The sequence below is a fragment of the Enterococcus moraviensis ATCC BAA-383 genome, from assembly GCF_000407445.1.
Taxonomy (GTDB): Bacteria; Bacillota; Bacilli; order Lactobacillales; family Enterococcaceae; genus Enterococcus_L; species Enterococcus_L moraviensis.
This window is the reverse complement of sequence record NZ_ASWB01000003.1, coordinates 561,335-583,050: the sequence shown is the minus strand read 5'-3', so window position 1 is coordinate 583,050 and position 21,716 is coordinate 561,335. Positions and strand designations below refer to the sequence as shown.

At 35.3% G+C, this 21,716-nt stretch carries 24 protein-coding genes; 22 read left to right on the top strand and 2 right to left on the bottom strand.

Features of this window, described 5'->3' with window-relative positions:
- The first annotated feature begins 4 nt into the window (after positions 1–4).
- From I586_RS12840 to I586_RS12830, 3 genes are all read left to right on the top strand, one after another.
- Positions 5–406, top strand: coding sequence for a hypothetical protein (locus I586_RS12840; RefSeq protein WP_010766574.1), 402 nt, complete (start codon positions 5–7; stop codon positions 404–406).
- Between the two features lie 106 nt (positions 407–512).
- Positions 513–1,310 carry an HNH endonuclease gene (locus tag I586_RS12835; RefSeq protein WP_010766573.1) on the top strand — a complete coding sequence of 266 codons (798 nt, stop codon included), beginning with the start codon at positions 513–515 and terminating at the stop codon, positions 1,308–1,310.
- A 103-nt stretch (positions 1,311–1,413) separates the two neighbouring features.
- Complete coding sequence (locus I586_RS12830; RefSeq protein ID WP_010766572.1) at positions 1,414–2,505, top strand: DUF5105 domain-containing protein; 1,092 nt, start codon at positions 1,414–1,416, stop codon at positions 2,503–2,505.
- 63 nt (positions 2,506–2,568) lie between these two features.
- Here the strand turns inward: I586_RS12830 and I586_RS12825 are convergent, their stop codons facing one another.
- Entirely contained in the window at positions 2,569–2,766 is a 198-nt protein-coding gene (locus I586_RS12825) for a hypothetical protein (RefSeq protein WP_010766571.1), read from the bottom strand.
- 166 nt (positions 2,767–2,932) lie between these two features.
- On the opposite strand from I586_RS12825, the gene I586_RS12820 reads away from it, so the two are divergent.
- From I586_RS12820 to dhaS, 5 genes are all read left to right on the top strand, one after another.
- Positions 2,933–3,511: a TMEM175 family protein gene (locus I586_RS12820; protein WP_010766570.1), complete on the top strand. Its 579-nt coding sequence runs from the start codon at positions 2,933–2,935 to the stop codon at positions 3,509–3,511.
- Positions 3,512–3,786: 275 nt separating this feature from the next.
- On the top strand, positions 3,787–5,907 hold the full coding sequence (locus tag I586_RS12815) for a coiled-coil domain-containing protein (RefSeq protein ID WP_010766569.1): 2,121 nt from the start codon (positions 3,787–3,789) through the stop codon (positions 5,905–5,907).
- A gap of 150 nt (positions 5,908–6,057) precedes the next feature.
- Entirely contained in the window at positions 6,058–6,924 is an 867-nt protein-coding gene (locus I586_RS12810) for an ABC transporter ATP-binding protein (RefSeq protein ID WP_010766568.1), read from the top strand.
- A gap of 11 nt (positions 6,925–6,935) precedes the next feature.
- Complete coding sequence (locus I586_RS12805; protein ID WP_010766567.1) at positions 6,936–7,697, top strand: ABC transporter permease; 762 nt, start codon at positions 6,936–6,938, stop codon at positions 7,695–7,697.
- A 132-nt stretch (positions 7,698–7,829) separates the two neighbouring features.
- Positions 7,830–8,378 carry a dihydroxyacetone kinase transcriptional activator DhaS gene (gene dhaS / locus I586_RS12800; RefSeq protein WP_010766566.1) on the top strand — a complete coding sequence of 183 codons (549 nt, stop codon included), beginning with the start codon at positions 7,830–7,832 and terminating at the stop codon, positions 8,376–8,378.
- 44 nt (positions 8,379–8,422) lie between these two features.
- Here dhaS and I586_RS12795 read toward each other — a convergent pair whose 3' ends face one another.
- Positions 8,423–9,415, bottom strand: coding sequence for a dihydroxyacetone kinase subunit DhaK (locus I586_RS12795; RefSeq protein ID WP_010766565.1), 993 nt, complete (start codon positions 9,413–9,415; stop codon positions 8,423–8,425).
- A 406-nt stretch (positions 9,416–9,821) separates the two neighbouring features.
- Here I586_RS12795 and dhaK point away from each other — a divergent pair, with 406 nt between their 5' ends.
- From dhaK to rihC, 14 genes are all read left to right on the top strand, one after another.
- Positions 9,822–10,805 (top strand): dihydroxyacetone kinase subunit DhaK, encoded by a 984-nt coding sequence (gene dhaK / locus I586_RS12790; protein ID WP_010766564.1) that lies wholly within the window; start codon positions 9,822–9,824, stop codon positions 10,803–10,805.
- Positions 10,806–10,861: 56 nt separating this feature from the next.
- Entirely contained in the window at positions 10,862–11,449 is a 588-nt protein-coding gene (gene dhaL, locus I586_RS12785; protein WP_010766563.1) for a dihydroxyacetone kinase subunit DhaL, read from the top strand.
- Positions 11,442–11,810 (top strand): dihydroxyacetone kinase phosphoryl donor subunit DhaM, encoded by a 369-nt coding sequence (dhaM, locus tag I586_RS12780; protein ID WP_010766562.1) that lies wholly within the window; start codon positions 11,442–11,444, stop codon positions 11,808–11,810. Before dhaL ends, dhaM begins: the two co-directional genes overlap by 8 nt.
- Before the next feature lie 23 nt (positions 11,811–11,833).
- Positions 11,834–12,964, top strand: a complete 1,131-nt coding sequence (locus I586_RS12775; protein ID WP_010766561.1) for a glycerol dehydrogenase — start codon at positions 11,834–11,836, stop codon at positions 12,962–12,964.
- A 346-nt stretch (positions 12,965–13,310) separates the two neighbouring features.
- Positions 13,311–13,613 carry a WXG100 family type VII secretion target gene (locus I586_RS12770; RefSeq protein WP_010766560.1) on the top strand — a complete coding sequence of 101 codons (303 nt, stop codon included), beginning with the start codon at positions 13,311–13,313 and terminating at the stop codon, positions 13,611–13,613.
- 222 nt (positions 13,614–13,835) lie between these two features.
- A complete protein-coding gene (locus tag I586_RS12765; protein ID WP_010766559.1) occupies positions 13,836–14,378 on the top strand; it encodes a hypothetical protein in 543 nt (180 codons plus the stop codon).
- A gap of 13 nt (positions 14,379–14,391) precedes the next feature.
- The gene (locus tag I586_RS12760; protein ID WP_010766558.1) at positions 14,392–14,595 is read left to right on the top strand and encodes a hypothetical protein; all 204 of its coding nucleotides are present in this window, start codon (positions 14,392–14,394) and stop codon (positions 14,593–14,595) included.
- A 167-nt stretch (positions 14,596–14,762) separates the two neighbouring features.
- Positions 14,763–15,299: a hypothetical protein gene (locus I586_RS12755; RefSeq protein ID WP_010766557.1), complete on the top strand. Its 537-nt coding sequence runs from the start codon at positions 14,763–14,765 to the stop codon at positions 15,297–15,299.
- 198 nt (positions 15,300–15,497) lie between these two features.
- Positions 15,498–16,634, top strand: coding sequence for a hypothetical protein (locus I586_RS12750; protein WP_010766555.1), 1,137 nt, complete (start codon positions 15,498–15,500; stop codon positions 16,632–16,634).
- Between the two features lie 16 nt (positions 16,635–16,650).
- The gene (locus tag I586_RS12745; protein WP_010766554.1) at positions 16,651–16,959 is read left to right on the top strand and encodes a hypothetical protein; all 309 of its coding nucleotides are present in this window, start codon (positions 16,651–16,653) and stop codon (positions 16,957–16,959) included.
- Positions 16,960–16,988: 29 nt separating this feature from the next.
- On the top strand, positions 16,989–17,246 hold the full coding sequence (locus I586_RS12740) for a hypothetical protein (RefSeq protein ID WP_010766553.1): 258 nt from the start codon (positions 16,989–16,991) through the stop codon (positions 17,244–17,246).
- Between the two features lie 201 nt (positions 17,247–17,447).
- Entirely contained in the window at positions 17,448–20,039 is a 2,592-nt protein-coding gene (mprF, locus tag I586_RS12735) for a bifunctional lysylphosphatidylglycerol flippase/synthetase MprF (protein WP_010766552.1), read from the top strand.
- Positions 20,040–20,274: 235 nt separating this feature from the next.
- Entirely contained in the window at positions 20,275–20,607 is a 333-nt protein-coding gene (locus tag I586_RS12730; RefSeq protein ID WP_010766551.1) for a hypothetical protein, read from the top strand.
- Between the two features lie 136 nt (positions 20,608–20,743).
- Entirely contained in the window at positions 20,744–21,667 is a 924-nt protein-coding gene (rihC, locus tag I586_RS12725; RefSeq protein ID WP_010766550.1) for a ribonucleoside hydrolase RihC, read from the top strand.
- Positions 21,668–21,716 lie beyond the last annotated feature (49 nt).

Genomic DNA, 21,716 nt, shown 5'->3' with positions numbered 1-21,716 from the left:
AGCGATGAAAAATTACGCAGAAAAAGAAGCAAAGTTAGTAGAAAAAATAGGGAAAGAAATGGACAAGCTAGATGTTACTCTTGGAAAAATGGAAGAGACAGATAGCAAAATCAAACATTTTTTCGAACAAGAAAAGGCTTTGCATGAAGTAAAATCAATTATCCGCAAAGAAAACAAGATTGAAAAAGAAGAGAAAAAAGCACAAGACAAAGCAGTTGAAGATGCTGAAAATTGGATGGATGATCAAGCTTCACTTGTGTATCAAATCAACACTGAAATCGATAAATTAGATACAACCTTAGGCAAAATCGATAGCGATGAAAATAAAGTGAAAAGCTATTTAGAACAAAAGAAGGCGATTCATGAAATTAAAAAAATCGTTAAAAAAACTGAAGAATTAGGGTAATGTCTAACTCTTAATAAGAAAGTAGAGGATGGTTTTTTCAAACCATCCTCTACTTTTTAAATTGAAAAATACGTTATAATAGAAAAAAATACAAAGGACTGACTTTATGAGCTATCATCGATTTAAATTACCTAAAGCTTATTGCCCAAAATGTTCAAGAAAAGTTGAATTGCTTTTTCCAGAAGAAAAGTCAGAATTACCGCAGTTTTATATTTGTTTTAAATGTAAGAGCGTTGGTCAATTTGGTGTAGGTGAATTGACCGCAAATGATTTTTCTGCTTTTTCTAAAGAAAGGAAAAAGGAAATCCAAGAGATTGTTGAAGAAATACCAGATAAATATAAGTATAAAGCCAAAGGCAGTCAGCTACGTTTAGAAGAAAATACAGATACCTATACAAGACGATGGTTAAGTCTTTATGAATACGAAAAAGCTTTTGGAGAAGAATTAGGATTTAAAACGATTGATTTTAGAGAAAATAAGCGCTTATGCAAATGGTGTAATCAACCTTTAGAAGGTCGACGTAAATCATTTTGTTCAGACACTTGTAGTCGAAATTACGGTAAAACTACATTTTTCAAACGCGGTGTTTCGACATTGCCCTATAGAATTGCCAGTAGAGATCGATTTTATTGTAGAATAACTGGAGAGGATTTAGCACTAACGAATCGGTTTGGTGTTAGGATACCTGCTAGTAATCAACAAATGGAAATTCATCATTTAGTTTTTGTATCAGAGGGTGGGAGTGATCATGAAAGCAACCTTTTGACTGTTTCAAAGCAAGTGCATAAAGATTATCATAAAGGAATCGAGTACGCAGTAGAAGCGATTGACACAATCAAAGACCAACAGCTATTTCTTCATAAAAATAAAATGTATATAGGCGATATAAACGAAGGATCTTAAATTCTCAAAAAATTGAAACAATCCCAATAAGATTGAGATAAATCCTCCTTCTAACTATAGTAAAATAGAATGGTGTCTAATAAATAGTTAGAAGGAGAATGAAATGAAGAAGTTAGGGTTAGTATTTTTATCAGCAGTTGCTATAATTTCATTAGCAGCATGCGGAGGGACAGGTTCTTCTAAGAAAAGTGAAGAAGATACTAAAACAGAAAAGAAAGCATCAAAATCTAAAGTTGCTTCTATTTCGATCGATGAAGGGGAATACGTTGTTCCAAAAAATGAGGAAGCAGAAGATGGGGAAGGCTTTCTAGCATTAAAAGTAACAATCAAAAATGAAACAGATAAAAGTTTGGATATGAGTGCGACAGATATCATGCTTTACGATGAAGATGATAGTAAAATCGAAGCGTTAAGCCTTTTTTTAGATGATAGCAAAACGCCTATTCTTTCGTATGAAAAAATTTCTGGTAAAAAAAGTAAAACAGGCTACATTGTATTCCCAGTAGACAAAAAAGCAGAATACAAGTTACACTTTGAACCAAGAATTTATGATGGGAAAGAAGAACCTAAGCCAATTATTCTTGATGTTGATACATCTGAATACAAAGACCATAGTGGAGATGCAACTAAGAGTGCAACAGCTTTTATTGACGAAGTCTTTTTAGCGACTGAAAATAAAGATTATAACAAGCTTGTAGCGAATGATCGTGATGAAGCAGTTAAAAACTTTGATGAAAACTTTACTAAAGCAATCAAGAAACAATTTTATGACTACAAAGTAACGGATGAAGAAGGCATGGCTTTGGCGAAAGTATTTAGAGAAGATAACGCTAAAGTAGCGACTGTTGACTATGAAATCACTTCTTATTTCCCTGATGTAGCGGAAGTAACAGTTAACGTGGAAGCATTATCTTTTAAGGAAATGAGAGATGATATGGATGCGGCAAACGATGAATATTATGATGCGAATAGAGATCAAGATTTTAGTGAGAGAAATAAAGCCGCTCAAAAGGCCGTGTTAGATAAATTACCTGAGATTTTCAAAAATACAAAACCAGTTAGTATCGATAACTACAGTGATGGTTTTAAAGTAGTAATGAAGAAAAAAGAAGATAAATGGGAAATTCAAACAAAAGGTTCAATGAATTACTTCGATAGTTTTGAACAAGCTTTTCGTGGTGATATAAGCAAATAAACAAAAAAAGAGCTGGATTTAATCCAGCTCTTTTTTTTATTTATGTTGAATTATTTGTTGTGTTTAGTAATATCTACGACGGTTTGAAGGACTTGAAATCATACGAACCAACCAAACTGCGATAGCCACAGGAATCATGATCTTGATCGCAAGCCATAACAGACCACTCAATAAACCAAGTACAATACTTAATACAATGCTTCCAACGAAAAATAACCCAATTACTAGTAATATATTCATTATCATCGATTGTTGTCTCATTCTTAAAACCTCCATTTTTTCTCTCGTTCTCTATGAATAAAGTATAGCAAGAATCTGTCAGTGAAGAATCCATCTAAAGGCTGATTTTCTCTCCATCTTTAGGCGGGTCAAATTGATTGCATAAACTGAAAAAGAACGTAAAATAAAAATAAGGAGATGAAAAAAGATGTCGAAATCAAGACTAGAAGCCTTTACAGATGCCGTCATTGCGATTGTGATGACTATCTTAGTTTTAGAATTACATCAGCCTACGACAGATACATTAGCTGGTTTAGCTGGTATTGAACGGAAACTGTTTATCTATATAGTGAGTTTTGTCATGCTGGCAATTTATTGGAATAATCATCATCACATGTTCCAATTAGTTCATAAAATCGATGGACGGGTACTTTGGGCAAATAATTTTTTTATTTTTACTTTAACATTGGTTCCGTTTGCGACAGCATGGGTCGGTGATTTCATTGATAGCTTAATTCCACAGATAACTTACGGTATAATGACGCTATTAGCGAATATTTCATATCTGATATTAACGAGAGAACTGATAAGAGTGAATGGTTCGGATTCTACATTAAGTGAATTATTTCAACGCTATAATAAATCGTATATTACGATTATTATGAATATAGTAGGATTGATTTTAGGTTTTCTGCTCCATCCTTATTTTGTATTGATTGTGAATATTGGGATTTTGATTATGTGGATCATTCCAGATCGGCGAATTGAAAAAAAATATAAAGAATAACAAAAGACAACATAAAACGATTCATCGTTTTATGTTGTCTTTTTTGTGTGATTTCACGATGATGAATTAATTAAAAAAGAACATAAATGTGTCTTTTTAAATAGTTATTCTCATTTTTTTACTATATCAGCGCATTTTATGAAAACAAATCTATAGGTTTTTAAGGTAAAATTAAAGATGATTGTTTAAAAAAAAGACATGATACATATAGAACCATAAAAAATATTTCTTAATAAGAGGGCAAGGTATAAGTAAAAAAGGGGCCGTTAGTACATATGGAAAAGTTGACTATCACAAAAAATACAACAGAAAATAAAAAAGTTTTTTTAAGAAAAGAAATCGAAGCAAACCGATTAGGAGAAGAGATATACTCAGATGAAGTGTTGAGTCAATATTCTGTTTACCTATTAAGGAAGTTCGAGGGGTCATCGGATTATGAACAACCAGAACAATTTGAAGAACTTTTAACGGATCTTCCTGAACAATTTAATCAGGAATTTGAAGACTGCGTTGCAAAAAATCTTTATGTACGAGTAACGCAAAAAGCGGTTTATGTTACGCTATTAATTGCTTTAGCACACCCGCTTAGCAAGTTGCAAATTAGCGATTTACGTACGTGGATTAGTAGCTTAAAAGTTCCTGAATTGCCTTTAGAACATGTCTCTAGTTTTACGGAAGAAGTTCCTGTTGAAATGATGAAAGGATTACAGGAGACAAATAGTGAAGTTTTACTACTAACGGAAATGATGAATCAATTTAGTGAAAATCTAAATGATATCTATAAGGAAGTTCAAGCTGTTAAAGGAAAGAAAACACCACCAGTAGTGAAAGTAGTCCAAAGTAAAGTTGCAGCAAAAGAGGCATTGGAATCTGAAAATGCGAAACAATTAAAGGCGACAGATGCGAAAATAACGCAGCTGATCAAAGAGTTTGCATCTTTCAAAATGCAAGTAGAGGATAAATTAAATAATCTGCCGAAACCCAAAATGCCGCCTAAGTTTAAGATTACATTTGGCGCTGGGGAAGAAGCGGGGCCGTCTTTAGAAACCCGTTTGGAAGAAGCCTTAAAGAAGATTGATTTGCTAACGCAAAGAATGACTCAAACCGATCAACAAGTCTTAACATTAAACGAGACCATTGAAAAAAATAAACCAGCGTCTAGACCTAAACTGAATTTTTCTACAGCTAGGAAGACAAATAATGAACAAAATCTCTTAGCCGATAAACTAGCAACAACTAGTGAAGAAGTCACGAGTATTGCACAGCAATTACAACAAATAAATAATAAATTAAGTACAGTAGAATCAACTGTTTTAGAAACAAAGCCAGATTCAGAAGCATTGGCACGAATCGAAAAAGATCATGGACAATTACAAGAAACAGCATCAGAAACGATTAAGTTGAATCAAGTGATCGATCAATTGACGAAGAAATTGCAAAGTGTCGAAACGGAACTGGCAACAGTGAAAACGGAAAAGAAAAAAATACCTGTCGTAAAACTGACAAAAAGCGATTCTACAATAAAACTAGCTGAACAACATCAAAAAGACCAAGAACAATTAAAATCAAATGCGACAGAAATCATAAAATTAACCCAAACTGTTGGGAAAGTGGATATCCAATTGATCAAAGCGCACCAAAAAATTGCTGAATTAGAACAAAAAATGCGTCAAAGTCAAACAGCTCCAATCGTAAAGAAAGAACCAGCGGTAGCGGTTCAAAAAGCACCTGTGGCAAAATCAACGAGTCAAATGATAGGACCGGCTGCTCCAGCCCCATCAAAACCAGTGACACAAGAAAGCAGAAGTTTTCCGTCAAAAGAGACATTCCTGCAAGCAAATCGACCAAGAGCAACGGCCGACATGGGAGAAGAAAGACCGACTGTGACGTTAGCGATCGAAGAAATGCTTGATCGAGTTTCCGAGAAACATCCTCAAACGACTGAGGCAAAAAGTTCATGGGCTTTGGAAGAAGGGTATGATCAAAATAATCGCTCTGCTGAAGAGGCACAAGGACCCTCATTACGTCGCCTGAAAAAATTAGAGTGGGATATCCATTCACTTTTCCAACTAGGAAGAGGTATGGGGCATAAAGGAATGATGCCAAAAGATGACTTTTATGCCAATATTCGCAGTATTGAAGTATTACCTTATTTATGGGCAACCGTTTATGAGCGAGAGAAAAAAGATATTTTATTAGGCAACGAATTAAGCACGCAAAAATTGATTGATGATTTGAATGACTTTTTAGAAGAAGTAAACATATTATCTAAGAAAAGAAAAGTCATGGGGAAATGGATTTATTGTCCTAAAGAAGTCGAGCAAAAGATGGAAGGGTATAAACTGTTGAGTGAATACTTAGAAATATATCTTGCGCGACAAAACGAAGGACAGTAAGGGTGTAAGAACTGAGAGTGACGAATGTAAGTTACTCTCAGTTCTTAATTTCTCTCCATATACATTAAAAAACATGATAAACTAGTATTGTTACATTTTTATTTAGGGTGTAGAACGAAGTAAAAAAACAAAAAATTAAAGGAGTTTACTATGGAAATTAAAGTAAGGGATTTAGTTATGCGCTATGGTCGTGCTGAAGTTTTGAACATCCGTTCACTTGACTTTGAAAAAGGCACTTCGTATGGTCTAGTTGGTCATAATGGTGCTGGTAAAACAACGTTCTTTAAATGTATGACCAACATTATTGCCAATTATCAAGGAGAAATTTTGATTGATGATATTTCGGTCAAACAACATAATGAAGTGTTATTAAATGTTGGGATCGTGTTAGATGGTATGTCTGTTTATTCGAATCGTTCAGGTTGGTTTAACATTCAATATTTTTCAGGCTTACGTGGGAATTTTGATGAAGAAAAAGCGAGAGATTTAGCAAGAGAGTTAGATCTGTATGCTGTTTTAGATCAAAAAGTAAAAACATATTCATATGGTATGCAGAAAAAATTGATTTTATTGATTGCGTTGATGCACAAACCAGAAGTTTTGATTTTAGACGAGCCATTCCGTGGCTTAGATATCGATACCGTTAAGTGGTTTAAAAAATATTTAAAACAATTGACGGAAGAAGGATTAACATTAGTAATTTCTAGTCATGTCCAAAATGACCTAGAAGCATTGTGTGATATTGTGTATGTGATCGATCGTGGTCGGATTGCAGAAACGATTGATATCAATGTTGAAAAGGAAAAACAAATTCGCCGTATCGAGACAACAAATAATACTCGTCTAAAAGAAATTTTAGATGAAGTGAATTATTATTATCAAGTAGATGCTGAAGATGGTGTGAAATTGGACATCTCTGATGAACGTTGGGCACTTGTGAAACAACGCTTGATAGAGGATGCAATTGAGATTTCTGAGTTATCTAAAGTGAAAATTTTAGATGAGAAATTGAATTAGGAGGGGCGATAATGACTGGAAAACTGATTTTTAAAATGGAATTATTTAAATTTTTACGAGATAAAAGCTTTTTGATCACTGCTGGAGTGATTGGGGTAGTGAACATTATTTTAACGATACTTACATTGAATGTATTAGCGGACAATTCAGATTCATATTATGGATCAAGTGCTACTGCATCAATGGTGGGAACGATTGTACTAGTTGGGTTTATCGTAGTTTTGGCTAATATAATTTTTGCGTATGTCTATCCATTTCACATGATTTCGATGGATTATAAGAATAACGTTATGGCAATGATGGTTGCGTCTGGTGTAAATAGACGGAAATTATTTTTCGCAAAAATTGGTGCGATTTTTATTTGTACAATTGTGATGATGTTGATGATTGCACTGATTCCAACGATTCTATTTATGATAAAATTGGTACAACTGGATTCATGGGATAGTTTTGCGGAAGGATTTAATTCGGCGTTTTATTATACAGATTTGAGTTTTGGTAAATTTATGGTTGACTCTTTATTAGGTTATTTAAATATGCTGATGGTCATTGCTACTTCATGTATTATAATGAAAGGTAAAAATTTGTCCTTCTTATTATTCTTTGGCTTCAATATTTTAAGTAGTTTGATTATTGGGATTTTAAAATCGTTAGCTTACTCATTTGATTTTAGCTCAACTGGAAGTTATATTTTCCAAGTGTTCCTTACGCTTATATCAATCGTGGTTTTTGGTTATATCTCGCTAAGAACATTAGAAAGACAAAATTTATAAAAAGTGATCAAAAGATAAAACTGGGAAATCAAGTCAGTTTTATCTTTTTTATTTATTCGTAGGAGCATTGATTTTCTTACTGTCGATTAACTGGTACAATAAAGGCAATAAAGAAATTAAAGGTGCAGATAAATGACAGGATCATTGATTACGAAAAAGAAAATCGCGAAGGTATTTAAAAAGCTCGTAGCACAAATTGGCTTTGAAAAAGTAACGATCGCAAAAATCATGCAAGAAAGTAATATGCGACGCCAAACGTTTTATGACCATTTTCAGGACAAATTTGATTTGGTGGATTGGATTTTTCAACAAGAGGCTATTGAAAAAATTGAAGATAATCTGGCGTATGAAGGTTGGCAGGTCATTGTAGAAAATTTGTTTATTTATTTTGAGGAAAACCAACTTTTTTATCGTAATGTTTTGCTTTTTGAAGGGCAAAATTCGTTTCAAGAATATTATACGCAACACTTAAAGGTTTTGATCAATCAAGTTCTTGTCGTTAAAAAGAACGCAGAGAATGAGTTGAATGATTCTGATCACTTATTTTTAGAAGAATTTTATGCGAATGCATTTGTCTCCTTAACAACGAAATGGATCATTAAAGGGTGTAAAATTGAGTCCCATCAATTTGCAGAACAAATGAGATTTGCATTTTTAATGAGCTTTGAAGAAAAAGAATGAACAACAAGGTCTTAGTGAAAAGGACATTGTTGTTCATTCTTTTTTTATCCCCAGCCAAAAGCGTCGGTTGGAGCGTTTAAGTAGTCTAACCATTTGTCCTCTTTAAGCATTAGCAAAGTTAAAGAAAGGCCGTTGGTATTATAAGCTGTCAAAAAATTACCCATTCGTTTATACGTTATTTCTATATCTTCGATTTCTAGCAATTGTTGAACGTCATTCATGAAAATACTAAGTTCAAGTAAAGGAGTGCTGCCTAAACCGTTCACTAAAACAGCTGCCTTTGTTAACTCATTTCGATTGTATTGTTGTTTTAATTTATTAACAAGCTCAATCGCGATTCTCTCTGAAGATTGCATGGTTTCGATGCGATAACCGGGTTCGCCGTGAATCCCAATGCCAAAATACATTTCGTCTTCTCCTAATTCATATTGCTGAGGGACGATTCCTATAGGAGAGGCTGGTGAAAATGCCACGCCTAACGTTTTGATTAGAGGAATTACTTGCTTGGCTAGCGTCTGTAACTCGTCTAAGGTCGCTCCAACAGCAGCGGCAGCACCAAGAATTTTATGCACAAAAACAGTACCCGCAACGCCGCGGCGTCTTTTTTCGAAGGTGCCACTCTCAATAGAACAATCGTCGTCTACAATGACATGAGAAATCAATAGTCCTTTTGCCTGTGCTTGTTTTTCAGCATCTAAGAAACGAACTAAATCCTTTTCAAAATTTTTAATAATCAGCAAAGTTCCATGTCCATTATAGGTTTGTTCGATTGCTTGAAGAATTTCATTACTTGCTGGCGGTTCAAAAATAGCCCCCATCACTGCGCAATCTAACATATTTTCTCCAATATAACCAATGTGAGCAGGTTCATGGCCACAACCACCGCCGCTGAGCAAGACCACTTTATTTTCTGCAATCTTTTTTTTAGTGACAATACCAGTTCCTTTTTGCCAATTTAATTTATCCTCATATGTATAAGTAAGTCCAGCTAGTAATTGCTGACGTATATGCCCGCTGGAATTAATCAATTGCTTCATTGAGCCTCCGCTCCTTTTTCATATTATCTGTTTTCTATTATACGCTGTCTTTGGAGTGAAAACTAGAGTTTGGATAGATAATGGAATGAAAGCGGACACATAAACTAGTTTGTCCGTTGCAACTTTTTTCATATGCGAGTATTGTAAACGTATACAAAGATGGTAACAACGTTTCGCTTTGCTACACCTTGTACCTTTCAACATCAGTTCATTGTACTTACTGTGTTTCAAAGAAAAGCGTAGCGGGATCGACCAACTCCGACAGAAAAATAGGAAAATATGAAGGTGGCGCTTTTTGCCTCACTCAGATTTTATCTTTTTTCCGAGAGACTAGCTTGTGAAGCTAGATAAAATAAAAACATAACAAGCTCGTTCAGCCACAACAGAAAAAACAGGAGGGAATATCATGAAAAAAATTATCAATCAAGCTCAAAATGTAGTTCCGGAAATGGTGCAGGGATTTGTCCGCGCTCATCAAGAGACAATCGAACAAGTACCAGAAACATTTGTTTTAAAACAAAAGGAAATTGGTAAACAAGTTGCATTGATCAGTGGTGGTGGCAGTGGTCATGAACCGGCTCATGCTGGATTTGTCGGCTCGGGTATGTTGCAGGCAGCAGTTTGTGGTCAGGTATTCACATCACCAACTCCTGATCAAATTTTTGAAGGAATCAAAGCGGTCGATCAAGGGCAAGGTGTTGTGATGGTTGTAAAAAACTATTCTGGGGATATTATGAACTTTGATATGGCAAAAGATTTAGCTGAAATGGAAGATATCAAAGTGGGCACAGTGGTTGTAGATGATGATATCGCAGTTGAAGACAGCACATATACTCAAGGAAAACGAGGGGTAGCAGGTACTGTTTTAGTTCATAAGATTCTAGGCGCAGCAGCGCGTAATGGTGCATCAGTAGAAGAATTAGTTGCATTAGGAGAACGCGTGGTTAAGAATCTAAAAACAATCGGGGTTGCTTTGACAGGCGCAACGGTTCCTGAAGTAGGAAAGCCGGGATTTGTATTAGCAGATGATGAAATTGAGTTTGGTGTTGGTATTCATGGTGAACCTGGGTATAAACGAGAAAAAATTAGACCATCTAAGGAGATGGCAGAAGAATTGATTTCTAAATTAGCAGCAGCATTTCAATGGAGTAAAGGAGATCAATTCGCTATTTTAGTGAATGGTTTAGGTGGGACGCCCTTGATGGAACAATACATTTTTTATGATGATGTAATGAGTTTGTTAGATGTTGAAGGTGTGAAGGTTTCATTTTCAAAAGTTGGCAATTATATGACTTCATTGGAAATGGACGGAATTTCTGTCACGTTATTGAAAGTAGAAGAGGATTGGGTAGCAGCGCTGAATGAAGACGTTGATACAGTTGCTTGGTAAAGGTCAATCTAGATTGAGCATTGTTACGTATAATTTGAAAAACGGAGGGGACTTTAATGTTTACAGTAGATAATCTAAAAAAATCATTACAACTATTTAAAGAAAAAATCGATAAAAACAAAGATTACCTAAGTGAGTTGGATACGCCAATCGGTGATGGTGACCATGGAAATAATATGGCACGTGGTATGGAAGCTGTGAGTGAAAGTTTGCAAAGTAAAGAGCCTCAAACAGTGCAAGATGTCTTCAAGCTTACTGCAATGGCTTTGATCAGTAAAGTCGGCGGAGCTTCAGGTCCACTTTATGGCACAGCTATGATGGAAATGGCTAAAGCTGCTGCAACAACTTCAGAGGTATTACCTATTTTAGAAGCTGGCTTAGCAGGAATTGAAAAACGTGGAAATAGCAAACCTGGGGAAAAAACGATGTTAGATGAATGGGCACCAGCAATCGAAGCAATTAAAAATGGAACGTTGACAGATGGCTCACTAGAGTCTGCTGTAGAAGCGACAAAAGAGATTACTGCGACTAAAGGACGTGCGTCTTATGTTGGTGAACGCTCAATCGGCCACATTGATCCTGGCGCAATGTCTAGTCTGTATTTCTTTCAATCGTTGATGGAAGCAGGTGTCTTTGATGCGTAATGGTGTAGTGATCGTATCCCACGTTAAGGAAATAGGCGAAGGTGTTGACCGTTTGATCAAAGAGGTCGCAAAAGATGTTCCGATAACTGTTGCTGCTGGGTTAGAAGATGGTGCAGTCGGTACTTCTTTTGAAAAAATCATGGAAGCCTTTGAGAAAAATTCGGGTGACACATTATTTGCGTTTTATGATTTAGGTAGTGCCAAAATGAATTTAGAAATGGCAATTGATATGACGGAAAAAGAAGTGTTATTGTTTGATACGGCTTTAGTAGAAAGCGCTTATACAGCAGCTGCGTTACTGCAGGTAGATACAGCGATCGATGTCATAAAGGAGCAATTAGCGCCTTTAAAAATAAAATAAGATTAGGATAGGAGTTTGTACACATGAGAAAAGCGTTTATTAGTCCAACGAAATACGTTCAAGGTGAAGATGAGTTATTGAATTTAGGTTACTTTGTGACAACATTTGGCAAGAAAGCTTTGTTGATTGCCCATGCTGATGATGTGAGTCGTGTAAAAGACAAATTAGATAAAACGGCTGAAACCTTTAATATTTCTTTTGTAGAAAGTAATTTCCACGGAGAAGCCTCTCGAATTGAAGTGGCTCGTTTGCAAAAAGTGGCGGAAGAAAATGAATGTGATTGTGTAATCGGTCTTGGCGGCGGTAAAGCGATCGATACCGCAAAATGTGTGGCAGAAGGGCATAACTTGATCATTGTACCTACAATCGTTGCGACAGATGCGCCAACCAGTCACTCAGCAGTGCTTTATACAGAAGATGGTCAATTTGATGATTATGCTTATTTTGTGCAAAGTCCAAGTGTGGTGTTGATTGATACAGTGGTAATTGCAAATGCGCCAACACGTTTCTTGGTTTCTGGTATGGGCGATGCGTTATCTACTTATTTTGAAGCAAGAGCAACCCATAATTCATATTCTAATGTCAATGCTGGATTGCCTTGTGGCGCACGAGAAGGTGTCTGTCCACCAGCGAAAGGAACAAATACAGCGTTGGCCTTAGCTAAATTATGTTATGAAACAATTCTAGAAGATGGGTTAAAAGCCAAAGAAGCTTCAGATAATAATGTGGTAACTCCTGCATTGGAAAACATCATTGAAGCCAATATCTTACTTTCGGGATTAGGGTTTGAAAGTGCGGGTCTGGCTGCAATCCATGCAATTCATGATGGTTTGACGGTTTTACATGATGCACATGGGGCAACTCACGGTGAAAAAGTAGCATTTAGTACAATTTGCCAGTTAGTTTTAGAAAATGCGCCGAAAGCTGAATTATATGAAGTATTAGATTTTGCTTTATCGATCGGTTTACCAGTATGCTTGGCGGATTTAGGTGTGAAAGAAATTTCAGATGCTGAACTGATAGAAGTTGCTGAAAAATCATGCATCCCAGAAGAATCGATTCATTCAATGCCATTTCCAATTACTGTGGATCAAGTCAAAGCAGCGATTATTGTGGCAGACAAAATCGGAACTGAGTATAAAAATCATAAGTAATTATAATGGTTCCATCGAAGTCAAAATAAAGTGAATCAACGTGTCTATTACGTAAATAGAACAAGGCTAGTCCATAATAACTTGAATTCTATATCGATTGAAAAGCCAAAGGATCGTCTTCTTTTGGCTTTTTTGTTTATTTCAAGAGAGGGTTGGATTTCCACCTTACTATTTCACTGTAAGGATAACAAGATATCCATTCGTTGATTTGAAGCACAATCGATTAAATCAATAAGATAGTTTTTATCAGAAATATAGAGTTTTTGTTAATAAATTGATAAAAATAAATTTCTTTTTGTGCTAAGATTATATAGTAAATACTTAATTAGAAAAGGAGCAATTAAACATGGCTGGAGATCGCATTAAATTATCCCCACAAGAACTACGCACGTCTGCTACAAAATACACGGATGGATCAAATCAAGTAAATGACATTTTACAAAAACTACAATCTGAACAAGACACTATTCAAGGTAATTGGGAAGGATCAGGATTTGATAGCTTTAATGATCAATTCACTGCATTAAAGCCAAAAGTATCTGAATTTGCTGAACTACTGGAGCAAATTAACAAGCAATTAAACGAAGTTGCAAACATCGTGGAAGAAACGGATCAAAATATTTCTTCTGCAATTGGTCGTGGCTTGTAAAAAGTATAGCGAAGATAAAAGAAGTTACGATTACTTCTGCTGTTTATTCTGATTTCAAGAGACTGAGATATAACTTTCAGAGTTATATCTCAGTCTGTTTTTTTAAATTAATTGAAAAAAACTTTTATGACATAAGTAAATGGAAGCGAGAAAAACATTGGCTATATGTTTATAGTGTTGATATTCTTAATAAGAATATAGTATTAAATAGGCGGTGAAACAGTGAAACGAAAACTAATTTTAGCAATAATAACAGGAATGATAGTACTCATTCTTTTATTTATAGGAAAAAAATATATGGATAAAAAAGCAGTAGAAAAAAGTTATCAAGATGGGATTGAACTGATACAAAATTATGTAACCGATTATTTAGTCAAAAACTATGAAAGCATTGAAAAAATTGAGTGGCAAGGTGTAGGAGTTGAATGGCGTAGTTCACCTATTTTGGGAAGTTCTATTTTAGGAAATTACGTGAATAGTAAAGCTAAAATATTTGTTTCTTCAGATAAATTCTTTACTGTACGGTTCACATTAACTGACGAAGCAGAATATGATGGTGATTTAAACAAATATATTCTAAAGCATTCTTTGAATCCTAATAATATAGATTCTCTCCTTGAATTAGAGATAGAGAATGCTGTTGGAAATTTTAATATAGGAGACAAGCTAGATCAATTAGGTTCTAAAAAAATAAAAAAATCTAGAGAAGGTAGCCCTAAGGCTAAAATTATTTATAATCTGGAAATTCATGAGCTAGAATATTAGGAGGGAATAGTCTGTGAATAATGAAATTACAACAGAAGTTTTAGCTAAAGCAATTGATGAGACAAAAGATACTGTTCAAAATAAAAATATTGGCAGTAAACTTAGATTAGATATATCAAATAAGAAACAAGACTACCAAATCATAAACAAAGCAGCCAGTGATGAAGATAGCCAACTAAACGCAATGGCTATCGCTCCGATAGTCAATGGTACCTGATTATAATAATGTAGCCGTCGTCTATGCTGGAAGCAACGGATATAATAAGATAGAAGAAAATAAGTTACATAGACAGTCAAGAAAGGGATGTACAGAAAAGATTGCTATATGTCAATCGTATTGTTATTCTTACATAAGAACAGGGCATTAATTTAGGTGGTGAAGAAATGAAAAAGAAATGGATTTTAGCAACATTACTAGGAATGGTTCTGCTCTTCATTATATGTATAGGAGGAAAAAAATATATGGATAAGAAAGCTGTAGAAAAAAGCTATCAAGATGGGATTGAACTCATTCAAAACTATGTAACAGATTATTTGGTTAAAAATTATGAAGGTATTGAAAAAATTGAGTGGCAAGGTGTAGGTGTAGAATGGCGAAGTTCTCCTGTTTTTGGTGGGTCTATTTTGGGGAATTATGTGGTTAGTGATGTCAAAGTTTTTGTTTCTAGTGATAAATTTTTCACTATGGATTTTACTCTAACTGAGGAGATGGAGTATGATCAGAATTTAAAAAAATACGTTTTAACAGATTACATGAATCCTAGTAATTTGGAGTCAACCGTTGAAATGGAGATAGGAAATTCCACTAGAGAATTGAGTGAAAAAGATAAGCTTAGATTTAAAAAGATAAAAAAATCTGACAAAGGTAGCCCCAATGCTCAAATTATTTTAAATTTAGATATTCATGAATTGACTTATTGAATTGACTTATTAAGAAGGGAGATAGGCTATGAGTATTGAAATTACAACAGAAGTCTTGGCTAAAGCAATAGATAAAACAAAAAAACTGTTCAAGATAAAAAAATTGGAGACACACTTAGTTTAAAGGTTGAACATGGTAAACAAGATTACCAAATCATAAACAAAGTAGCTAGTGATGAAGATAGCCAACTAAATGCAATGGCTATTGCCCCAATAGTCAATGGGAAACCTGACTATAACAATGTAGCTGTTGTTTATGCTGGAACCAACACACATAAGGAAACAGGAACCAACGGTTATATTACTGCAGGAGGAGCTGCTACCGGTGGTCTTTCAGGGGAATATGAGGGGGCACAAGCTTTTTTAAACAAAACACAAGATAAAATAGCGAAACATAACGGGTCGATTACGGACGTTGCTGGCTTTAGCCAATCTGGTGGCTATATGATGAAAATGGCCGCAGAACATGGTAAAGAAATGGGCTTTCAAACAACAAGTTTTGATGACTGGGGACGAGATCAGTTTGGAACGCTCACAGATGATCAACAGAAATGGCTAAAAAATAATCCTGAAATGTTGCGACGGTATCAAAATGATTCTTGGGCGAATCTTTCAGGACGTGATCATATGTATGGAACTGTGTCACGTATTGAAGGAATAGGGTTCAATGGACACAACACCCTTGCTAAATACTTTGACGGGGACACATTAAATTTAGATCGTTTAGCAAAAGATGGTATCTTTGCTCCTGGCATGACCAAAGCGCAAGTAGAACTAGCTGCCAAAAATTGGGCGAAAAAAAATGGGGATAAAAAATTCTGGACGGGAGACGATGCGGAAGCCAAAGCTCGCGTAAAAGAGTATTTAAAACTATATGGAGCTTATAAGATACTTGATCTTTCAGAACTAAAAAAATTGAGAAAAAAACTAAAATCCAGTGGTGGTGGCTTATCAAAGAATGAAGAAATCTATTTAGATAACAGTGAAGCTTTATTGGCTGTGACAACCGCCTCGCAGACAATGAAAGACGGATTAATTGACGTAATCATGATCTATCAAGATGCGATTACAGAGGCAAATGAAGTTTGGACAGAAGGACTCCAACTTGCTCGTTCAATCGGAACAGAACTGAATGACTCTGAAATAATGGATGCATTGGCTTCAGTTGGAGCAACAGAAGCCAGTATTGTTACAGAACCTACAACCTTTTATGAAGAACAAATAGCGAAAGCAAAACAGCTAGGTGAAAGCTTTGATAGCCTTGTTTCTGAAATTAAAGCGGGGATTGATAAACTTGTTCAAAGTGATAAAGAGTTATCCAGTCAACTTTTTTAGAGGAAGGAGTATTCAGTTGGATCAACAAGAAGCAATAAAAATAGATTACCTAAAGAAAAAACGTCAATTTGAAGAAAAAGAAGAGGATATTCTTTTTCAAAGAGACCAGGGAATACGTGCTGTAGAAGAAATTGCAGATCGGACACACTATTATTTAAAAGACTACGTTCCAGATCAAGAATTTATTATACAAGCTGTACATAAATTGGATAGACTGAAAGAAGAAGTCTATGAAGCGGCACAACAGGATAGAAAGCAGATTGAGCGAAAAGTAGAAGAATTAGATGATACTTACTATCGTGATATTCGTACATTATCTGATTAGAAATTAGAAAAGAAAGAGAGTGATTTTTGATGTTAGACGATGTAACAAAGGATCTAAAAAAAACTGCACAGAAAGAAGCCATTGCTTCAGCAATCGGTCATTCTATGAACCAGAAAATACAAACTAATAAACAAAATGCGAAACAAACTGGAGAAACAAAGCTGTCCGAACTTAAAACAAATATGGCAACCGTATCAGAGAGTATGGGCAATTCTGTTAAAGGACAATTCGGAAAAAAAGTAAAAAAAGCCTTTAAAAAACAAAGCGAAAGCTTGGATAAGTTTTAGATGTTGCTTGATGTGTAAAGGCAAAACCAATTTCAACCAATAAAATTTCATGAAACAATAGTCGAAGACGGGTCCTTTCATTTCAAAGGGGTCCCTTTTTTTATAGAAAACAAGCGATCTTACAAGCAAAACTGGAAAAATAATCCGTTATACGCTAACATATAAAAGAAAACTCTAAAAAAGGATAAAGGTGGTGAGCGAATGAAAAGTAAAATAAACCAATTAATTCACTGGATGAAAGAACACAATTTATTATTGAAATTGATATTTCTCGGTTCTGTTTTGATTTTCGTAGCAAACCAAGTGACCCATATCGTACAAGGCATGACTTGGCAAGATGTCTTTCACACCATGGGACAACAGAATCGTTTTAGAATAATTGGAATGGTTTTAGCAGGTTTGATTGGTGTGCTTCCGATGATTTTGTATGACTTGGTTGTGGTAAGAGTGCTTGAAGAACAAGGTAAAGCTAAAATGAATCGTTGGGATTGGTTTGTTTCCGCGTGGGTGACAAATACGATCAATAATCTTGCAGGTTTTGGTGGTGTCGTCGGGGCCACATTGCGAGCAAATTTCTATGGCAAAGATGTACCACGTAAAAAAGTAGTTGCGACCGTTTCAAAAGTTGCTTTATTCATGATCTCTGGGTTGTCTATATTGTCTTTTATTGCCTTTATTGATGTCTTTTTTATTCGACCAGATAGCTTATTTCGAGAGTATTGGGTTTGGTTGCTTGCAGGTAGTTTGATTGCACCAGCGTTATTATTATTTACACAATTAAAAAAATATACACTGTTTAAAGATTTTTTCCCAAGAGGTATTTTTCTTTTGTTTGGGGCGTCACTCGGTCAATGGTTAGGTGCGATGTTTGTCTTTTTAAGTGTTGGGGCGTTGATGAAAGTCGATGTATCGCTACTTTCTGTTTATCCAATGTTTGTGATTGCGACGTTGATTGGAATGTTGACGATGGTGCCAGGTGGTATGGGAACGTTTGATGTATTGATGATTTTAGGCTTGTCTCAGCTAGGTGTGGGACAATCCACAGCTGTTGTTTGGCTGATCTATTATCGTTTATTTTATTATGTGCTACCATTTATTACTGGAATTATTTTATTTATTCATCAAACAGGTATCAAGATCAATCGCTTTCTTGATAATCTACCGCGAATGTTTTCACAAAAAGTGGCTCATTTTATTTTAGTGGCAGCTCTTTATTTTGCGGGTATCATGATGGTTTTACTGTCTACGATCACGAATTTATCGAATGTTAGTCGATTGTTTAAATTTCTATTGCCGTTTTCTTTTGACTTTTTAGATCAAACATTTAATATGCTGATTGGATTTTTACTACTAGGACTGGCTAGAGGAATTTCAATGAAAGTAAAAAAGGCTTATTGGCCAACCATTGGTTTAATGATTTTTGGTATTTTGAATACTATTTCTAGGACAGCTTCATGGCAGTTGATTTTGGTGTATCTTGTGATTCTTTCAGCCGTTTTTTTAGCTAGAAAAGAATTTTATCGAGAAAAATTTGTTTATTCTTGGGGAGCGTTAGCTGTCGACGGTGTTTTATTTAGTTTCCTATTTATTATTTATGCGGTTGCTGGCTATTATAGCTCGCATCCAGATAAAACGGGGCCGCTCCCGCATATGTTTTTACTGTTTCCATCGGATGATGTGTGGTTCTCCGGCTTACTAGGATTGGGTATTTCAATGATTGGTCTGATTACACTGTATCAATACTTAGCAGATACCTCTAAACAATTAGGTGAAACGTATCAAGAACCACGTTTGACAGCATTGATTGCCAATTACGGTGGGACACAAAGTAGTCAGCTCTTGTATTTAAAAAATTATTCTTATTATTATTATCAAGAAAACGATGTGGATGAGGTTTTGTTTGCTTATCAAATCAAGGCAAATAAATGCTTTTTATTAGCTGATCCGATTGGGAATAAAGATAAATGGGCAGAAGCCACGTTAGCATTTATGGATGCAGCAGATTTATTAGGCTATCAAGCTGCTTTTTATCGAATTAGTGAAGCCTATACGATGGTTTTACATGATTTAGGATTCAACTTTATGAAAGTTGGAGAAGAAGGAATCGTTGATTTTACTCGTATGGATGCGACACCAATTTCTTTCGCTACGAATAGTATGGAATTAAAACATTTAAGCAATTTGGGTTACACCTTTACAATGTATCATGAACCTGTTTCAGATGAGTTGTTTCAGTCGTTGGCCCGTGTATCAGAAGAATGGTTAGGGTCTCAACGAGAACGGAATTTTGTGGGTGGTTGTTTTAATAAAGAATATCTAGCGTTAAGTGATATTGGTATTTTGCGTAATGTAGATCATGAAGTGATTGGGTTTATTACAGCAAAACCAATTGTTCAAAACCAGAGAATGTCTTATGATTTACTGCGTTATTCTGACAAAGCACCTGAGCATGTTACGGATTTTTTATTAACACATTTTATAGCAGAGTATCAAAATCGTGGCTACACTTCGATTGATTTGGGGACAGCGCCATTGTCTAATGTTGGTGAAACGAAATATTCATTTTTGAATGAACGTTTGATCAATATTTTCTATAAATATGGTGATCAAGCATACGGATTCAAAGATACAAGAAAAGAAAAAGAGCGATATGTAACGAATTGGGAATCTAGGTATTTTGCTTACTCAAAACAAAGTAATACATTGTTTGCATTTATTCAGTTGGCGTTACTAATTGAACGAGGAAAGGGAAAAGCAGCTTCAATAGTAGAAGAAGTGATGATTGGCGAATAATAAGATAGTGTCGAGTAGGTTGCTTCTGCCTCTACGGTTCTCGTTTCACTCCAATCCTCGAAGCATCGAGGACCATTTGCTCCCACCGTTTATTCTTATACCAGGTGTCTGGGATATGACTCGCAGAGTTATGTCCCAGACCCTTCGCTTTTTTTGATAGGTCTCAAGTACCACTAGCAAAAGGCAAAAGAAAGCGTATAATAAATGTAAAAGGGATAAATGGGGGAATTTTCCGATGACGATTGAACAAGTAACTGTAACAACCAAAGTTGAATTAGAAGCAGAGCTAGATAAGAAGACAGATGAGATCATCGTTGAAGGTGATTTTAGTCAAAATATAGCAGAAATTAAAAAAGGACAATTAGAGGATACAGATATGCTGGGTTTTGCTGTAGGGAGCCTTGGTGCAGGTATTTTATTTGAATATGGCATTAATAAGTTATTGGATGTCTTCGACCCGGCTACAAAAGAAGATAAAAAAATCCGTAAACAAATTGAGCGTTTATATAGAATCAAGCGTTTGACGAAAGACTCATTTTTGCTTCGTTTGAAGCAACTAGACTATTAATAATAAAAGATATGGGGAACAGGTATTTTTCTGTTTCCCATCTTTTTGTAGAAAAGGAGTAACTTTAGCTTGAACGATGAACATGGGAGAATCGTTTATTCAGTAAAGCAAAAGTTTAAAGGAAGGAAAGTGTAAAATGAAAAAAACAAGAAGAATAATCATCGATACCGATCCAGGAATCGATGATGCTGTTGCGATCGCTGCTGCATTATTTGATGAGAGGCTTAATATTAAGTTGTTTACAACGGTTTCTGGAAATGTCAGCGTAGATAAAGTAACCAAAAACTTACTTAAATTACTCGCTTTTTGGAATAAAGATGTTCCAGTAGCGATTGGTTCAGATCGTCCATTGCTTCGTGAAGCAATCAATGCAAGTGATATTCATGGAAGTACTGGGATGGATGGCTACGACTTTCCCGAAGCGAAATACGATGTATTGACGAAAAATCATGCAGTGATCGAAATGTATAAAGTATTGATGGAGTCAAAAGAAAAGACGACGATCGTTGGGATCGGACCACTGACAAATATTGCATTATTACTTAGAGTATATCCAGAAGCTGTAGAGAAAATCGAAGAACTTGTAATAATGGGCGGTTCTTTAGGGAGAGGCAATTATGGCGTATTATCGGAATTTAATATTGCAGCGGACCCAGAAGCCGCAAAAATTGTTTTTGAAAGTCATATTCCCCTGACGATGGTTGGGATGGATGTTGGGGAAAAGGCGTTAATTTCAACGAAAGAACAAAAACAAATTCAGAAAATGAACAAAACTGGCAATATGATCGACCATTTATTTCGCAATTATCGTGGTGGAAGTTTAGAGACTGGATTGAAGATGTATGATGGGTGTGCGATTTCATACTTGTTAGAGCCTGAAATGTTTGAATTAAAAGAAGCCTATGTTGCAATTGAGACCCAAGGGACATTAACTGCGGGCGCTACTTTGGTTGATTTAGAGGGCTACTTAGGCAAAGAAACCAATTGTCGAGTGTGTGTGACTATCAATACGCAAGAGTTTAGACGTTGGTTTTTAGAAGCCATCGGGAAATGTGATTGATTTCCTATTTAGAGTAAGATAGTATTTGTTGTACAAAAAAGGTGTCTGG

Bases quoted from the DNA above. Each gene is read 5' to 3' on its own strand.
- I586_RS12840 (WP_010766574.1), top strand. From the start codon at position 5: ATGAAAAATTACGCAGAAAAAGAAGCAAAGTTAGTAGAAAAAATAGGG.
- I586_RS12835 (WP_010766573.1), top strand. From the start codon at position 513: ATGAGCTATCATCGATTTAAATTACCTAAAGCTTATTGCCCAAAATGT.
- I586_RS12830 (WP_010766572.1), top strand. From the start codon at position 1,414: ATGAAGAAGTTAGGGTTAGTATTTTTATCAGCAGTTGCTATAATTTCA.
- I586_RS12825 (WP_010766571.1), bottom strand. From the start codon at position 2,766: ATGAGACAACAATCGATGATAATGAATATATTACTAGTAATTGGGTTA.
- I586_RS12820 (WP_010766570.1), top strand. From the start codon at position 2,933: ATGTCGAAATCAAGACTAGAAGCCTTTACAGATGCCGTCATTGCGATT.
- I586_RS12815 (WP_010766569.1), top strand. From the start codon at position 3,787: ATGGAAAAGTTGACTATCACAAAAAATACAACAGAAAATAAAAAAGTT.
- I586_RS12810 (WP_010766568.1), top strand. From the start codon at position 6,058: ATGGAAATTAAAGTAAGGGATTTAGTTATGCGCTATGGTCGTGCTGAA.
- I586_RS12805 (WP_010766567.1), top strand. From the start codon at position 6,936: ATGACTGGAAAACTGATTTTTAAAATGGAATTATTTAAATTTTTACGA.
- dhaS (WP_010766566.1), top strand. From the start codon at position 7,830: ATGACAGGATCATTGATTACGAAAAAGAAAATCGCGAAGGTATTTAAA.
- I586_RS12795 (WP_010766565.1), bottom strand. From the start codon at position 9,415: ATGAAGCAATTGATTAATTCCAGCGGGCATATACGTCAGCAATTACTA.
- dhaK (WP_010766564.1), top strand. From the start codon at position 9,822: ATGAAAAAAATTATCAATCAAGCTCAAAATGTAGTTCCGGAAATGGTG.
- dhaL (WP_010766563.1), top strand. From the start codon at position 10,862: ATGTTTACAGTAGATAATCTAAAAAAATCATTACAACTATTTAAAGAA.
- dhaM (WP_010766562.1), top strand. From the start codon at position 11,442: ATGCGTAATGGTGTAGTGATCGTATCCCACGTTAAGGAAATAGGCGAA.
- I586_RS12775 (WP_010766561.1), top strand. From the start codon at position 11,834: ATGAGAAAAGCGTTTATTAGTCCAACGAAATACGTTCAAGGTGAAGAT.
- I586_RS12770 (WP_010766560.1), top strand. From the start codon at position 13,311: ATGGCTGGAGATCGCATTAAATTATCCCCACAAGAACTACGCACGTCT.
- I586_RS12755 (WP_010766557.1), top strand. From the start codon at position 14,763: ATGAAAAAGAAATGGATTTTAGCAACATTACTAGGAATGGTTCTGCTC.
- I586_RS12750 (WP_010766555.1), top strand. From the start codon at position 15,498: ATGGCTATTGCCCCAATAGTCAATGGGAAACCTGACTATAACAATGTA.
- I586_RS12740 (WP_010766553.1), top strand. From the start codon at position 16,989: ATGTTAGACGATGTAACAAAGGATCTAAAAAAAACTGCACAGAAAGAA.
- mprF (WP_010766552.1), top strand. From the start codon at position 17,448: ATGAAAAGTAAAATAAACCAATTAATTCACTGGATGAAAGAACACAAT.
- I586_RS12730 (WP_010766551.1), top strand. From the start codon at position 20,275: ATGACGATTGAACAAGTAACTGTAACAACCAAAGTTGAATTAGAAGCA.
- rihC (WP_010766550.1), top strand. From the start codon at position 20,744: ATGAAAAAAACAAGAAGAATAATCATCGATACCGATCCAGGAATCGAT.